The organism is Daejeonella sp. H1SJ63, assembly GCF_029360775.1.
Lineage (GTDB): Bacteria > Bacteroidota > Bacteroidia > Sphingobacteriales > Sphingobacteriaceae > Daejeonella.
Window position 1 is genome coordinate 145,891 of sequence record NZ_JARKMZ010000005.1, and the last position, 14,238, is coordinate 160,128.

A 14,238-nucleotide genomic window follows, 5' to 3' on the forward strand; every position below is an offset into this window, starting at 1 on the left:
TTCTTAAATAGTTAACTTTGCCCCATGCAAGTTCATATATTAAAATCAAAAATTCACAGGGTTAAAGTAACCGATGCAGATCTGAATTATGTAGGTAGCATTACCATTGATGAAGATTTAATGGATGCTGCACAGATACTGCATGGTGAAAAAGTACAGATTGTTAACAATAATAATGGCGAGCGCTTTGAAACATATACCATTCCGGGTAAAAGGGGAAGCGGAGAGATAGTTCTTAACGGTGCTGCAGCACGCAGGGTAATGAGGGGCGATGTCATTATTATCATTACATATGCCGTTATGGATGTTGAGGAAGCAAGAAACTACAAACCCATTGTTGTATTCCCTGATGAGGCAACCAATCTTTTGAAATAACCTTTTAACAATATCAAGGGGTAAAATTTGAATCAGGGGACCATCAGGTCCCTTTTTTATTTTACATCATTCCTTTCGGAAAAATACTCCTGACAGCCAATACAGATCCTGTTAAAAGAAGAGGCAAAAGAACCGCGAATATCAGGAAAGACACAATCACCTCTGTAAACAGAACTTTCTTAGGCTCTTCAAAAGGATCATATGCACTGAATATGGTAAGAAAAGCAATTGAGAAGAACTGGGTAATTGCAAGAATCTGAAATATTTGGCGAAAAGCAAATCGCTCAACTAAAAAACCTTTCCCGGCAATAAAATATACCAATAGCTGACACAAGATCATTGATCCTACAATAAAAAGCAGGTTTAATTCCATACCCAACTCAAGTGAAATAATCAGTATATGACCAATCAGGAAAAGCAGACCGGCTAAAGCAGGATAAATAATATGATGAATTACTTTCATAATCCGGCGATGAAAATATGATTTACCGGTATTAAATATAAATTATTTAATCTCCGGCAGGAAATAATCATTAACCTTCCAGATGCGTCTTTGACGAATCAGAAATCAGACGACTGATCTCACTGAACTCATCATCTGTCAGATATCTCCATTTACCGATCGGAATATCCAGTTTGATATTCATTATCCGGATTCTTTTCAGTTTCAGAACCTTATAATCCAGATACTCGCACATTCGTCTGATCTGACGGTTAAGGCCTTGTGTCAGGATAATTCTGAATTGATTTTTATCGATCTGCTCAACAACACATTTCCTTGTTATAGTATCCAGAATCGGAACACCATTTCTCATTTGCTTTAAAAAATCCTGAGTAACTGGCTTATTTACCCTTACGATATATTCCTTTTCGTGATTGTTGCGTGCCCGCAAAATCTTATTCACAATATCCCCATCACTTGTCAGGAGAATTAAACCTTCACTTGGCTTATCCAGACGTCCGATCGGAAAAATGCGCTTGGGATATTTAATGTAATCGATAATATTATCTTTCTCAACTCTGGTATCAGTGGTGCATACAATACCAACAGGTTTATTGAAGGCAATATAAACCGGCTTTTCCTGAGGCTCAGACACCAACCGGCCATCCACTTTGACGATATCACCGGGCACTATTTTGGTTCCCATTTCAGGAACAAGACCATTAATTGTTACCCGGTTTTCGAGAATAAGCTGATCAGCTGCTCTTCTGGAGCAATAACCTATTTCACTTAAGTATTTATTTATTCTGGTGGTTTTGATTTCTTCCATCTTCAACAATCCGGTTTCAAAAGTAAGCAAAATCCCGGGAGGCTTATAAAAAACAGAATCCCGGATAAATCCGGGATTCTGAACAGATTACAATTGGTTATTTAATATTTTAAATGCCCTGTACGTGCAAAACGAAATTCTAAAAATTATCGATTTTTTGCACCTGATTATATGCCCGACGACCCAACAGACAGCTTAATTTTAATACTTACAAATTTGATTTTTTTGCACTAAAAAAACAATATAGATGAAATCGATAATAACTATATTTGCATAGTTAAAATCTATAATATGACTTTAGTACAACTTGAATACATAGTTGCTATTGATACTTACAGAAGTTTTGGCCTGGCAGCAGAGAAATGTTTTGTAACCCAGCCCACACTTAGTATGCAGGTTCAAAAACTGGAAGAAGAGCTGGGGGTTAAGTTATTCGACAGAAGCAAACAGCCCATTACCCCCACAGAGATCGGAACGGATATTATTGAACAGGCAAGGATTAGCCTTAAGGAGAGTTATAAAATAAAAGAGCTGATCAATAATCAGAAAAGTGTGATTTCCGGTGAATTAAGAATTGGTGTTATTCCAACTATAGCTCCCTATCTGATGCCAAAAGTAATCTCTGCTTTTATGGAAAAGTATCCGGATGTACAGCTTGTAATCTGGGAATACATGACAGATCAAATCATTCAGGAATTAAAAAACGGTTTGCTTGACTGCGGAATACTTTCTACCCCACTGCAGGATAAAAGCCTGCAGGAAACACCAATCTTTTACGAATCATTTGTGGCCTACCTTTCTAAATCCAGTCAACTGATTAATAAAAAAAACCTTTCAGCAAAAGACATCAGTCTGGATGATCTCTGGCTTCTGAACGAGGGACATTGCATGCGAAATCAGATTCTGAACATATGCAACAGAAAAAAGTCTGACAATATGAAAACCTTTGAGTACAATACAGACAGTGTTGAAACCCTGAAACGGATGGTTGAAATGAATAAGGGCATAACCTTATTACCTGAGCTTTCAGTTAGTGATTTTACTATAAAACAACTCGACTGTGTACGCTATTTCAAATCTCCTGAACCCACGCGTGAGATCAGCGTTGTTACTCACCGTAACTTTCTGAAAAGGAAACTGATTACGGCACTTGAAAAGGAGATTTCCAACGCTATTCCGAAAAGAATGCGAAATAAAAAGAAAAAGGAGATCCTGGAGATCTACTCATAAAGATTAAAAAAGGGGTGAAGTATTTGAATACTCCACCCCTTTCATATTTAAGGCAAATTATTTTGCTTTTGAAAATCTGTCGGCAACTGCATCCCAGTTTACTACATTCCAGAAAGCTGCAATATAGTCAGGACGCTTATTCTGATATTTCAGGTAGTAAGCATGCTCCCATACATCCATACCAAGAATTGGGGTTCCTTTTACCTCAGCAATATCCATCAGCGGATTATCCTGATTTGGGGTAGAACTTACCTGTAATTTACCATCGGCAGAAACAGAAAGCCATGCCCATCCTGAACCAAAACGGGTTACACCAGCTTCGGCAAATTTCTTTTTAAACTCGTCAAATGAACCGAATGCAGCATCAATTGCCTTTGCCAGTTCACCACCCGGATTGCCACCGCCGTTTGGAGACATAATTGACCAGTAAAGAGTGTGGTTATAATGACCGCCCCCATTATTTCTTACCGGCATCGCGAATTTTGAGATATTCGCCATGATATCTTCCAGCTTCTTACTTTCGCCATCGGTACCGGCTAATGCTTTGTTAAGATTATCAACATATGCCTGATGATGTTTACCATGGTGAATCTCCATAGTCATCTTGTCGATATGCGGTTCTAATGCGTCTGTTGCGTATGCTAACGCAGGTAATTCAAATGCCATTTTCTTATGATTAAGGTTAAAACAATTTTCTATAACAAATATAAGGCTCTAATCTCAGAACTTGTTCAATTAGATGTCAAGATTTATTACGTCTTGTCATAAAGAAGTCTTTGACCAACTGCGAGGATTTTTCTGCAAGGATCCCGGAGATAAGTTCTGTTTTTGGATGCAGAATCTTTCCGGAAATGCTGGTAAAACCTCTTTTCTCATCAGCAGCTCCATAAACTATGCGGCTGATCTGAGTCCAGTAGGAAGCGCCGGCACACATTACACAGGGTTCAATAGTAACATATAGTGTGCAATCCTTAAGATATTTAGCTCCAACATAGTTAGCTGCAGCTGTAAAAGCCTGCATTTCAGCATGTGCCGTTACGTCGTTGAGCCTCTCCGTCAGATTATGCCCCCGGCCAATGATCTTACCTCCATGAACAACCACGGCACCAATCGGAACTTCATCCAGCTCGAGTGCCTTGGCAGCTTCTTTCAACGCTTCATTCATAAAGAACTCGTCGGGGGATACTACCGGATTATCTGTGAAATTAATATATTTCATAACCGAAGGTAAACTTGTTTATTAAAGTTCACAAATCTCCGGGTACTAAAACATATCAATGCAAATTCAGTAAGAATGTTATATCAATGCTGATCCGTTCGGAACCTTCTGATCAACCGATGCCAATACAATATTTCCATCTTCATCTGCGAAGCCGGTAACAAGAAATTCTGACATAAAATTAGCAATCTGCTTTTCAGGGAAATTTACAACCCCGATAACCTGCCGGCCGGGCAATTCAGCTTTTGTATAATGTTTGGTGATCTGAGCACTGCTCCACTTCACACCAAGATCACCAAAATCAACCCTGAGTTTATACGCCGGCTTTCTGGCCTCGGGAAAATCAAGAACTTCTATAATTGTACCTACCCTCAAAGCCACTTTTTCAAAATCAGCCCAGTTTATTACTTCCATATTCAAAGTTAAAAACCCTTACCAACTATTCAATCCTGTTTATTCAATGGAACAGAGAAATTTATTCAAAAATAAACGCCGGGATATCTGCAAACTATAAGACTCGTAACACAAATAAAGGCCACATTTTTACCGTATGTTTCTCAGGGTCATAAATCCGGCAAATTATATTAAGCTTTGCTTCACCTGAATGAAGGCATGTTAATGGATGATATATCGTAAATTTGCAAAATGTACTCAGTAAGACTAAAAAAAGGAAAAGAAAAAGCAGTTAAGCAAATGCACCCATGGGTGTTCTCAGGAGCAATTGAACATGTCAAGGGCAAACCTGAAAATGGCGATATTGTTATGGTGACCGATAATAATAATGATTTTCTTGCTTATGGCTTTTATAATAATACTTCACGCGTTGCAGTCAGGCTACTCGAATGGAATCTGGAAACTGAGATTAATGAGAACTGGTGGAGAAAAAAGATCAGAACTGCAGTAAAGTTCAGAGAATCATTACATACCGAAGATACAAATACCTATCGTTTAATATTCAGTGAAGCCGATTACCTTCCGGGCTTGATTGTTGACCGCTATGCCGATTTTCTTTCTGTACAGATACTGACATCAGGTATCGAAAGGATTAAACATATTCTATTGGATGAGCTGCAGGATCTTCTGAAACCAAAAGGAATATTTGATCGCAGTGATGCCTCAGCACGCGCTCATGAAGGAATGGAAGCTTCTTCAGGTGGAATTCTGCTGGGTGCAGAACCTCCTGAATTTGTAAGTGTCAGAGAGAATGGTATTTTTTATCAGGTAAACATTGCTGAAGGTCAGAAATCAGGATTTTACTGCGATCAGCGCGATAACCGGCGCTTTGTTGCTGAACATGTAAGAGGGAAAAAAGTTCTGGATTGCTTTTCATATTCAGGAGGCTTCAGCCTTAATGCACTGAGCAAAGGCGCTGCACAGGTAATCAGCGTTGACAGCTCAGCTCTGGCTCTCGAAACCCTTAAACGAAATATGGAGATCAACAGCTTCAATGATATTCCGCATCAACTGATCCAGTCTGATGTAAACAAACAGCTGCGGGCCTTCAGGGAGTCGAATGAAAAATTCGATTTAATAATACTCGACCCCCCAAAGTATGCCCCATCGAGATCTGCGCTGACCAAAGCATCAAGAGCCTATAAAGACCTGAACAGAACGGCAATGCTTTTACTTAATGAAGGCGGATTACTGGCTACCTATTCCTGCTCAGGAGCAGTCGACCTCAGTCTTTTCAAACAAATCATTGCATGGGCTGCATTGGATGCCGGAAAGGAAGTACAATTTATTCAGCAATTCTGCCAGCCTGCAGACCACCCTGTGCGTTCATCATTTCCTGAAGGGGAATACCTGAAAGGACTGCTCTGCAGAATTATATAAGTACTAAAGACTATTCTTCCTCAGGAACATTATGTAAATGAACAGGTTTTTTGCCCTTGTTCATTCTCAGGTTTAACATTTCCACCAGAACTGAGAATGCCATTGCAAAATAGATATACCCTTTTGGAATATGCTGATCAAATCCTTCGGCAAGTAAGGATACCCCGATAAGTAAAAGGAAGGATAATGCCAGCATTTTAACCGTCGGATGCCTGTTTACAAAATCACTGATACCTCCTGCGGATAACATCATGACGAAAACCGCAATAACCACCGCTGCAATCATTACCTGAATATGATCAGCCATACCCACTGCTGTGATTACAGAGTCAAGTGAGAAGACCACATCGAGAAGCAAAATCTGCACGATTACTCCTGAAAAAGTAACTACTGCCTTTCCCTCTTCCTTATGTTCCTCTCCTTCGAGCTTGTCGTGGATTTCACTTGTACTTTTATAAATAAGGAATAAACCACCAATAATCAGAATCAGATCACGGCCTGAAATAGCAAATTTGTCTAATAATTCTGCATCAGTTAAGCCTATCCAATCGCCCATATTAAACAATGGGCTGGTTAAAGTCATGATCCAGGTTAAAGACAAGAGTAACAGCACTCTGGTGATCATGGCTAATGCTAATCCCATCTGACGGGCCTTCCTTTGTTTGTGAGCCGGCAACTTGGAAGCCATAATTGAAATAAAAATTATATTATCTATCCCAAGTACAATTTCCAGTACTGTCAGAGTAACTAATGATATCCAGATTTCAGGATTTGCTAACCATTCCATAGTTTAAAATTTCATCAAAGTAAGCTAAAAGCTAATAGATTTAAAAACAAAAAACCTTCCGCCTCACAGCGAAAGGTTAGAAACCAATATAAAACGAATTATAAAAATTTAACGCTTCCGTAATTTGATTTGATTATGATCCGTGAATCTGAGCCCTTTCCGATGCTCCCTTTATAATTTTTAGTTGGACTCCATTTGGATTTAGAGGAATCATCAATCTTATTGATCAGGCTTACCCTTTTATCATCATAATTAAAACCCGCATAGCTTACGGTAACATCAAAATCGAAATCAGCACCCTGTTCTATTCCAAGCGTAAGTCCTGAATAGGAAGAATTGATTACAAGATTCTTTACATTTTTATCAACCTCATCAATTTTAAATCCACCGGTATAGGCTATATCGAAGGTACCGCCACCGCTAAGCTGTGCGATTCTGGCGTTGCTGTATCTGATATTTGCATTCAGACCATCTCCCTTTTCGAGGTTTAAACTGCCATATGCGACCGAAAGTCCGCCTTTTGAAAAGTTGTTGACACTTGCAGAACCATAACTTATCTTAACCTGGTTTAAAGCATTATCAAGCGTACCCGCTGAAAATGAACCGTAAGAGCTGCTGATATTTACCGGGCCATTAAAATCATCAATTTCTGTACTTCCATATCTGTTGGTAATGTCAAGCGGATTCTTCGCCGGCATATAGATATCATAATTTACCTGTATACCTCGCTTTTCCTCCCTGCCACTCCTGATTTTTGACCAGAAATTAACTGAAGTTTTTTCAAAACTGGTTTTATAGCTAATCAGATCTCCACTTCGTGAGTCAGCAATATGAACACTCTCAAGCAATTGGGCAGCACTGTTCTCGGAAGATTCGTATGCTTTAATTTCAACACTTACCTTAATCTCATTCTTTGCCCAGGTATGTACGGCAACTTTGCCATAAAGATTATTGACCGAAAGTTTATCATTCCTGTCGACAGAGTAGGTCTTACTGATCAGCTTTGTTTTCTCAGTCAATCCGGAATAATCCCCTAATCCGGCCGGTTCAGGAACAGGATATATTTCAACTCCGCTGAATTCTTTTGAAAAGTTATGGGTGGCGGCAACAAAAACATTACCGAACTTTTGAAAGTCTATTGTCCTGAGCTCCATACTGACCTTTTTCAGGGCATCAGATATTTCCTTCTCAATATCCTTGCTAAGTTTTTGTGATGCAGAATCCAGATTTTCGGTCTGCTGAGCAGTGGCAGCCTCTATGAAAAGAAGTGTCAGTGCAAATAATAGCGCCTTTTTAAATATTTTGTGTGTCATTTCTTTGTTCTTTTTTAACTTGATTAATCTGCTGAATGATATTCAGCTGCTGATTTAATAGTTCGATCTGTATCTCCAGGTTTCTGATCATTGCCTTCACCGTTTCCTCCTGATTTGGACTTGCGGGAAGATCTTTCTGGAGCTTCGTATAGCTTTCTTCCATTTTTCTGATCTCAGAAGAAAACTCTCTGTACAATTGTGGTTCTTCTTTCTCAATATGTTTAAGCTCACTTCGTTTAAGATCGATCATTGAAGCATAATGAACCTGTTGTCTGGCAAGCCGGGGGTTAATATTACTTAAATCAACAGATTGTTTGTATTGATAATGATAGAACCATAAGCCTGCGAACAGAACAGGAATCAGCACTGCAGCACTTCTGTATAAAATGCTTAAACGAATAACCCGCTCTTTCTTTCCCTTCTGATTTTCATCAAGTCGTTTCCCGATCCTGTCCCACAGATCTGCTGGAGGTTCGAATTGATCAAAACTCCTTTTGTTATCCCTGACAAAATTTTCCAGTTTGTCTTTCATCTTTAACCTCTCCCTGATTCCTGAACCGGAATCTTAATTAATAAGCTATTCCTTTACCCTTTAAAATTTCAATCAGCCTTCTCCTTGCTCTCATGAACTGAGTTCTTGAAGTGTTTTCGCTAATCCGGAGGATATGCGAGATCTCTTCATGATCATACCCTTCCAGCAGGTACAGCGAGAGTACGACCCGGTAACCATCCGGAAGCTGATGGATGGCTGCACGTACCTGCTGCACCTGAAGCTCAAGTTCTTCAGTATCGGCTTGTTCTTCCCCGGGTATGGATTCAATATCGGCCTCGTCTATAGAAATCAGCTCCATTTTGCGTTTACGCAACTCACTAATTGAACGATTGATCACGATTTGTTTCATCCACATCCCGAATGTGGTTTCCTGCCTGAAATCTGAGATGCGCGAGAAGGCATCAACAAAAGCCTCCTGTAAAACATCTGCAGCTTCATCTTCGTCGTTGAGAATACGCATAGCAATATTGAACATGGCCTTTGAATAAAGCCTGTATAATTCACTATATGCTTTTTTACTCCCGTTACGGCATTCGGCCACAAGGTCAAAATGCTGATCTACGTAAACAGCTTCCAAATTTTTACGTGTTTCTTGACTTAATAGACGCCGGATATTTTCGGGCGTTGCATCTACAGATGAAAAAAAAAATAAAAAATGTATTCTAATCACACTATTTCGGGAACAGCGTAAATATTAATAAGCAGACTCTATTATAAATCTACTAAAAACGAATCTATTGCTCTGATTGCATTTTGAAGTCTTTCCTGGTCTGAGCCGGAAATAAGAGTATATCTGGCTTTAAGTTCAGCCAGCTCCTTGTGCCATACCTCCATAAAATGCTCACGCAAATGTGGAAAATCGCGAAGAGGATCCTCTTCCCAGGGGAGGTCAATATTCATCAAAAGATAAAGGTCATAAGTATGATCGGGGAGTTTTTCAAGTACTTCCGACGGCGATTGCCCGAACATATGATCACTCCATATTTTCACGGTAATAAAAGTAGTATCACAAATAAGAATCCTGTTGGCCTGATGTTTCAATTCATTTTCGAGCTGAAGTTGCCCTCTGAACATATTGATCTCATCTTCCCAGGTACATGACTCAGTCAGTTTTTCGCAATACCCGCGGGCATATTCGGGCACCCACACCGTTTGATAATGATTGGCAAGCTGTGCTGAAATAGTTGATTTACCTGTCGACTCGGGTCCAACCACAGCTATCCTGATCAATTTATGCCCGATATTTTGCCTGCTATCTTCCATTTGTATCGCCTACTATGATGCAGAATTTAACATATCCTGCTTCAATTCCTTCTTCCAGTCAATATAACCAATAGTAGCTATGATAATATACAATGCATACATCCCTGCGGTTAAATGCAGGTCTTTAGAAATATAAACCCCTACATAGATAATATCAACAAATATCCATATCAGCCAGTTCTCAATAACCTTTCTGGCAAGCAGTAATTGGGCAACCAGACTGCAAGCCGTACAAAAACTGTCGAGATAAGGAAAAGAGGCATCAGTACCCTGATAAAGAAATGTGCCTAATGCAACAGTAAATATCAACACAGTGATAAATGAAATCAGGCTTTCCCTGAAGCTGATATGACTCACCGGAACCTTTAACTGCTGATCGGGTTTTTTACTCCAGAAATACCATCCATAAATATTCATGATCAGAAAATAAATCTGCAGACCTGCATCAGCATATAATTTAGCCTCCGTAAATATGATAACATAGATCAGCACACTGATTATTGCCAGGGGCCAGCTCCATATCTTATTTTTTGCAGCTAAATAAACGCAAAGAATCCCTGTAATTACGCCTAGCGTTTCCAGTATACTCTGAGCTTTAAACCAGTCGCCAACAAGGGAAAGTAAAATCATTATTCCAAAGATACGCTTCTGTTAACTATCTGGCAGTTGCCGGTGAGGCATCCAGACTAAGGCTGGTCTTTAAGGTGATATCCGTAGCAAGCTCCTCGCGAAGTTCATATTCCATTCTAAGCCTGACCGTAGATCCTTTAATATATTCATCAAGCAGGGTTTTGATGTCTGCATCGAGCAAAAGGCTTCCGGCAGTTGAAGCAGGAACATCACTGGAAGCTGCAATCAAATGTTCTCTATAACTATCGCCTCTTGAAATATAAATTTTAATTGATTTGAAAACTCTGAGACTCTGGCTTACAGGCGAACTCACATCAAGCCTGACAGACGACAGACGAACATCTTTAATCGCAGAAGTATTGGATGTTTGTCCGGTTAATATCTGATCAAAACTGCTGGCCATAGCACTAACAGATTGTATAGCTCCGGGCTTTATGCCGGCCGGGATAGACATTGTTGCAGTATAAGGGAAGGTAGAACGCACCAGTGACTGCACTGCTGCACAGCCTTCGAGAATTAAACTTATTGCCAGAATGACTAAAAAGGGTCTTTTCATGTTACATGTTATCTTAAATTTCCTTAATCTGTTTATAGAATTGATCACCGATCAAATATCATTCCATTGAATATTCTCAGGGTAAATAAACAATTGTATGCATTTTTATAATTAAATGACACAATGAGTTCAGTTTCATTCACCTTTTTTAAAAAATCAGGCTGAAATAGCATAAAAATATATAACTTTGCATCCCGACAAAACAGACGGGATTTTTGTTCTCACAGCATAGCAATCTCCATTTTTGTTTCGTCAAATTTGAATCCACAGAAGAACTATGCCATTAGATACTTCCATCCGCTCAGTCCTGATCATCGGTTCAGGACCAATCATTATCGGTCAGGCCTGCGAATTTGATTATGCAGGATCACAGGCTGCTCTTTCATTAAAAGACGAAGGAATTAAAGTTTCCATTATCAACTCTAACCCTGCCACCATCATGACAGATAAGGTTATTGCTGATCATGTTTATTTGCTTCCTTTAACCTGTGAAAGTATTGAACAGATACTCACTGAACAGAAAATCGATGCTGTACTGCCAACTATGGGCGGGCAAACCGCTCTTAACTTATGTAAAGAGGCTGAAGAAAGAGGTATCTGGGAAAAGCACGGTGTAAGAATCGTAGGTGTTGATATTGCCGCAATTGAAAAAACTGAAAACCGTGAAGAATTCCGTAAGCTGATGGTTGAAATTGGAGTAGGGGTTGCCCCATCCAAAATTGCCAATTCTTTCCTTGAAGGTAAAGAAGCTGCACAGGAGATTGGTTTTCCATTAGTAATTCGTCCTTCTTACACTCTTGGAGGAACAGGGGGCGGTTTTGTTCATAAAAAAGAAGATTTTGATCAGGCTCTTAGCCGCGGTTTACAGGCATCTCCTACACATGAGGTTTTGGTTGAAAAAGCTGTTTTAGGCTGGAAAGAATATGAGCTCGAACTATTACGCGACGGAAATGACAATGTGATCATTATCTGTTCGATCGAAAACTTCGATCCTATGGGTATCCACACAGGTGATTCGATTACGGTTGCTCCGGCAATGACATTAAGCGACCGCTGTTACCAGGAAATGCGTAATCAGGCTATCCTCATGATGCGTTCTATAGGTAATTTCGCAGGCGGATGTAACGTACAGTTCTCTGTTGATCCTGTTACTGAAGATATTATCGCAATTGAGATTAACCCAAGAGTTTCCCGCTCATCTGCTCTTGCATCAAAGGCAACAGGTTATCCAATCGCGAAGATCGCATCGAAATTAGCTATCGGCTATAACCTTGATGAAATTGAAAATCAGATCACAAAAACAACCTCAGCTTATTTTGAGCCTACTCTTGACTATGTGATCGTTAAAATACCACGCTGGAATTTTGATAAATTCAAAGGTGCCAATACAGAACTGGGATTACAGATGAAGTCGGTAGGTGAAGTTATGGCTATTGGCCGTACCTTTATTGAAGCACTTCAAAAAGCCTGTCAGAGTTTAGAAACCAACCGTTTAGGCCTGGGAGCTGATGGCAGACAAAGCAGAGACATTGAAGAGATCATGCAAAGTCTTGAGCATCCAAGCTGGGATCGTCTGTTCCATGTGAAGGATGCACTGAGCCTTGGGGTTCCGATGGAGTCTGTCCGTAAAGTCACTAAAATCGATAAATGGTTCCTGGTACAGATTATGGAACTGGTGAATCTTGAAACCGAGCTGAAGCGTTATTCTTTAAATAATATTCCAACTGATTTCTTCATAACACTGAAGCAAAAAGGCTATGCAGATGCACAGATTGCCTGGTTACTTGGCAATGTTACTGAAGATGATGTTTACGAAAGACGTAAAGAACTGGGCATTCGCAGAGTATACAAAATGGTTGATACCTGTGCTGCCGAGTTCCCTGCTAAAACTCCGTACTTCTATTCTACTTTCGAAGATGAAAATGAGTCGATTGTAAGTGACAGAAAAAAGATTATCGTACTCGGTTCAGGTCCTAACCGTATTGGTCAGGGTATTGAATTCGATTACTCATGCGTTCACGGATTACTTGCAGCTAAAGAAGCAGGCTTTGAGGCGATCATGGTTAACTGTAACCCTGAAACTGTTTCAACCGATTTCAACATGGCTGATAAATTATACTTCGAGCCGGTATTCTGGGAGCATGTTCGCGAAATCATTGACCTTGAGAAACCTGAAGGTGTAATTGTTCAGCTGGGTGGTCAGACGGCCCTGAAGATGGCTGAGAAACTGCATGAAAAAGGCATTAAAATCATCGGATCATCGTTCGACAGCATGGATATTGCTGAAGACCGTGGTCGTTTCTCTGACCTTTTGAAAGAGATGGATATTCCTTACCCACTTTATGGAGTAGCCGAAAGTGCTGAAGAAGCTCTTGAAGTAGCACATAAAGTTGGATACCCTGTACTGGTTCGTCCGAGCTATGTATTAGGAGGCCAGGGTATGAGTATTGTAATCAATGATGAAGACCTGGAAAAAGCGGTAGTTAAATTATTAAGAAATCTACCGGGCAACCGTGTTCTGATTGATCATTTCCTTGACAGAGCTGAAGAGGCTGAATCTGACTCTATCTCAGACGGAGAAGACTGCCATATCATTGGTTTAATGGAACATATCGAACCGGCAGGTATTCACTCAGGCGACTCATATGCGGTTCTGCCTCCGTTCAATCTATCTGAAAAGGTAATCGGATTGATGGAAGAGTACAGTAAACGTATTGCCAAAGCATTGAATGTACGCGGTTTACTGAACATTCAATTTGCTATCAAAGACGAAAAAGTATACGTAATCGAAGCAAATCCGAGAGCTTCGAGAACTGTTCCTTTCATCGCTAAAGCATATGATGTTCCATATATCAATATTGCAACCAAGATTATGCTTGGCACTCATAAACTGAAGGATTTTAAAATCGAACGTAAGCTTGTAGGATATGCTATCAAGGAACCTGTTTTCTCATTCGATAAATTCCCGGAAGTTAAGAAAGAATTAGGCCCCGAGATGAAATCTACCGGAGAAGCGATCCGCTTTATACGCGACCTCGAAGATCCTTATTTCAGACATCTGTACAAAGAAAAATCAATGTATCTGTCTAAATAAGCGAAAAGCTGAAAGAGTGAAGTCAAAAGGCCTGTAGTATTAATCGAGGGCACTGAAAAAGTCCGTTAATTATTAACGGATAAGGAAAGGAGTAGAAAGCATGGTTTTCTGCTC

16 protein-coding genes are annotated in these 14,238 nt (G+C 39.9%); 4 read left to right on the forward strand and 12 right to left on the reverse strand.

The features are described from left to right. The first annotated feature begins 24 nt into the window (after positions 1 to 24). Positions 25 to 375 carry an aspartate 1-decarboxylase gene (gene panD / locus P2W72_RS02510; RefSeq protein WP_276359303.1) on the forward strand — a complete coding sequence of 117 codons (351 nt, stop codon included), beginning with the start codon at positions 25 to 27 and terminating at the stop codon, positions 373 to 375. A 61-nt stretch (positions 376 to 436) separates the two neighbouring features. Here panD and P2W72_RS02515 read toward each other — a convergent pair whose 3' ends face one another. Further along, positions 437 to 838: a hypothetical protein gene (locus P2W72_RS02515; protein WP_276359304.1), complete on the reverse strand. Its 402-nt coding sequence runs from the start codon at positions 836 to 838 to the stop codon at positions 437 to 439. Between the two features lie 70 nt (positions 839 to 908). Continuing rightward, positions 909 to 1,646 carry a 23S rRNA pseudouridine(2604) synthase RluF gene (gene rluF / locus P2W72_RS02520; RefSeq protein ID WP_276359305.1) on the reverse strand — a complete coding sequence of 246 codons (738 nt, stop codon included), beginning with the start codon at positions 1,644 to 1,646 and terminating at the stop codon, positions 909 to 911. A 291-nt stretch (positions 1,647 to 1,937) separates the two neighbouring features. Between rluF and P2W72_RS02525 the strand changes: the two genes are divergently transcribed. Beyond that, on the forward strand, positions 1,938 to 2,876 hold the full coding sequence (locus tag P2W72_RS02525) for a hydrogen peroxide-inducible genes activator (protein WP_276359306.1): 939 nt from the start codon (positions 1,938 to 1,940) through the stop codon (positions 2,874 to 2,876). Positions 2,877 to 2,933: 57 nt separating this feature from the next. On the opposite strand, the gene P2W72_RS02530 is transcribed toward P2W72_RS02525, so the two are convergent. From P2W72_RS02530 to P2W72_RS02540, 3 genes are all read right to left on the reverse strand, one after another. Then, on the reverse strand, positions 2,934 to 3,542 hold the full coding sequence (locus tag P2W72_RS02530; protein ID WP_276359307.1) for a superoxide dismutase: 609 nt from the start codon (positions 3,540 to 3,542) through the stop codon (positions 2,934 to 2,936). Positions 3,543 to 3,618: 76 nt separating this feature from the next. Further along, positions 3,619 to 4,095 carry a nucleoside deaminase gene (locus P2W72_RS02535; protein ID WP_276359308.1) on the reverse strand — a complete coding sequence of 159 codons (477 nt, stop codon included), beginning with the start codon at positions 4,093 to 4,095 and terminating at the stop codon, positions 3,619 to 3,621. Positions 4,096 to 4,173: 78 nt separating this feature from the next. After that, positions 4,174 to 4,509 carry a tRNA-binding protein gene (locus tag P2W72_RS02540; RefSeq protein WP_276359309.1) on the reverse strand — a complete coding sequence of 112 codons (336 nt, stop codon included), beginning with the start codon at positions 4,507 to 4,509 and terminating at the stop codon, positions 4,174 to 4,176. 231 nt (positions 4,510 to 4,740) lie between these two features. Here P2W72_RS02540 and P2W72_RS02545 point away from each other — a divergent pair, with 231 nt between their 5' ends. Next, the gene (locus P2W72_RS02545; protein ID WP_276359310.1) at positions 4,741 to 5,928 is read left to right on the forward strand and encodes a class I SAM-dependent rRNA methyltransferase; all 1,188 of its coding nucleotides are present in this window, start codon (positions 4,741 to 4,743) and stop codon (positions 5,926 to 5,928) included. Between the two features lie 10 nt (positions 5,929 to 5,938). Here the strand turns inward: P2W72_RS02545 and P2W72_RS02550 are convergent, their stop codons facing one another. The 7 genes from P2W72_RS02550 to P2W72_RS02580 form a co-directional block, all read right to left on the reverse strand. Then, the gene (locus P2W72_RS02550) at positions 5,939 to 6,715 is read right to left on the reverse strand and encodes a TerC family protein (protein ID WP_276359311.1); all 777 of its coding nucleotides are present in this window, start codon (positions 6,713 to 6,715) and stop codon (positions 5,939 to 5,941) included. 98 nt (positions 6,716 to 6,813) lie between these two features. Then, positions 6,814 to 8,028: a hypothetical protein gene (locus tag P2W72_RS02555; RefSeq protein WP_276359312.1), complete on the reverse strand. Its 1,215-nt coding sequence runs from the start codon at positions 8,026 to 8,028 to the stop codon at positions 6,814 to 6,816. Then, entirely contained in the window at positions 8,009 to 8,560 is a 552-nt protein-coding gene (locus tag P2W72_RS02560) for a hypothetical protein (protein WP_276359313.1), read from the reverse strand. The genes P2W72_RS02555 and P2W72_RS02560 overlap by 20 nt, the downstream gene beginning before the upstream one ends. Before the next feature lie 37 nt (positions 8,561 to 8,597). Next, positions 8,598 to 9,158, reverse strand: a complete 561-nt coding sequence (locus P2W72_RS02565) for a sigma-70 family RNA polymerase sigma factor (protein ID WP_276359314.1) — start codon at positions 9,156 to 9,158, stop codon at positions 8,598 to 8,600. Between the two features lie 134 nt (positions 9,159 to 9,292). Then, on the reverse strand, positions 9,293 to 9,844 hold the full coding sequence (locus P2W72_RS02570; RefSeq protein ID WP_276359315.1) for an ATP-binding protein: 552 nt from the start codon (positions 9,842 to 9,844) through the stop codon (positions 9,293 to 9,295). Between the two features lie 12 nt (positions 9,845 to 9,856). Further along, positions 9,857 to 10,474, reverse strand: coding sequence for a nicotinamide riboside transporter PnuC (gene pnuC, locus P2W72_RS02575; RefSeq protein ID WP_276359316.1), 618 nt, complete (start codon positions 10,472 to 10,474; stop codon positions 9,857 to 9,859). Between the two features lie 25 nt (positions 10,475 to 10,499). Beyond that, complete coding sequence (locus P2W72_RS02580) at positions 10,500 to 11,030, reverse strand: hypothetical protein (protein WP_276359317.1); 531 nt, start codon at positions 11,028 to 11,030, stop codon at positions 10,500 to 10,502. Positions 11,031 to 11,307: 277 nt separating this feature from the next. Here P2W72_RS02580 and carB point away from each other — a divergent pair, with 277 nt between their 5' ends. Next, complete coding sequence (carB, locus tag P2W72_RS02585; protein WP_276359318.1) at positions 11,308 to 14,124, forward strand: carbamoyl-phosphate synthase large subunit; 2,817 nt, start codon at positions 11,308 to 11,310, stop codon at positions 14,122 to 14,124. The last annotated feature ends 114 nt before the right edge of the window (positions 14,125 to 14,238 follow it).

Bases quoted from the DNA above. Each gene is read 5' to 3' on its own strand.
- panD (WP_276359303.1), top strand. From the start codon at position 25: ATGCAAGTTCATATATTAAAATCAAAAATTCACAGGGTTAAAGTAACC.
- P2W72_RS02515 (WP_276359304.1), bottom strand. From the start codon at position 838: ATGAAAGTAATTCATCATATTATTTATCCTGCTTTAGCCGGTCTGCTT.
- rluF (WP_276359305.1), bottom strand. From the start codon at position 1,646: ATGGAAGAAATCAAAACCACCAGAATAAATAAATACTTAAGTGAAATA.
- P2W72_RS02525 (WP_276359306.1), top strand. From the start codon at position 1,938: ATGACTTTAGTACAACTTGAATACATAGTTGCTATTGATACTTACAGA.
- P2W72_RS02530 (WP_276359307.1), bottom strand. From the start codon at position 3,542: ATGGCATTTGAATTACCTGCGTTAGCATACGCAACAGACGCATTAGAA.
- P2W72_RS02535 (WP_276359308.1), bottom strand. From the start codon at position 4,095: ATGAAATATATTAATTTCACAGATAATCCGGTAGTATCCCCCGACGAG.
- P2W72_RS02540 (WP_276359309.1), bottom strand. From the start codon at position 4,509: ATGGAAGTAATAAACTGGGCTGATTTTGAAAAAGTGGCTTTGAGGGTA.
- P2W72_RS02545 (WP_276359310.1), top strand. From the start codon at position 4,741: ATGTACTCAGTAAGACTAAAAAAAGGAAAAGAAAAAGCAGTTAAGCAA.
- P2W72_RS02550 (WP_276359311.1), bottom strand. From the start codon at position 6,715: ATGGAATGGTTAGCAAATCCTGAAATCTGGATATCATTAGTTACTCTG.
- P2W72_RS02555 (WP_276359312.1), bottom strand. From the start codon at position 8,028: ATGACACACAAAATATTTAAAAAGGCGCTATTATTTGCACTGACACTT.
- P2W72_RS02560 (WP_276359313.1), bottom strand. From the start codon at position 8,560: ATGAAAGACAAACTGGAAAATTTTGTCAGGGATAACAAAAGGAGTTTT.
- P2W72_RS02570 (WP_276359315.1), bottom strand. From the start codon at position 9,844: ATGGAAGATAGCAGGCAAAATATCGGGCATAAATTGATCAGGATAGCT.
- pnuC (WP_276359316.1), bottom strand. From the start codon at position 10,474: ATGATTTTACTTTCCCTTGTTGGCGACTGGTTTAAAGCTCAGAGTATA.
- P2W72_RS02580 (WP_276359317.1), bottom strand. From the start codon at position 11,030: ATGAAAAGACCCTTTTTAGTCATTCTGGCAATAAGTTTAATTCTCGAA.
- carB (WP_276359318.1), top strand. From the start codon at position 11,308: ATGCCATTAGATACTTCCATCCGCTCAGTCCTGATCATCGGTTCAGGA.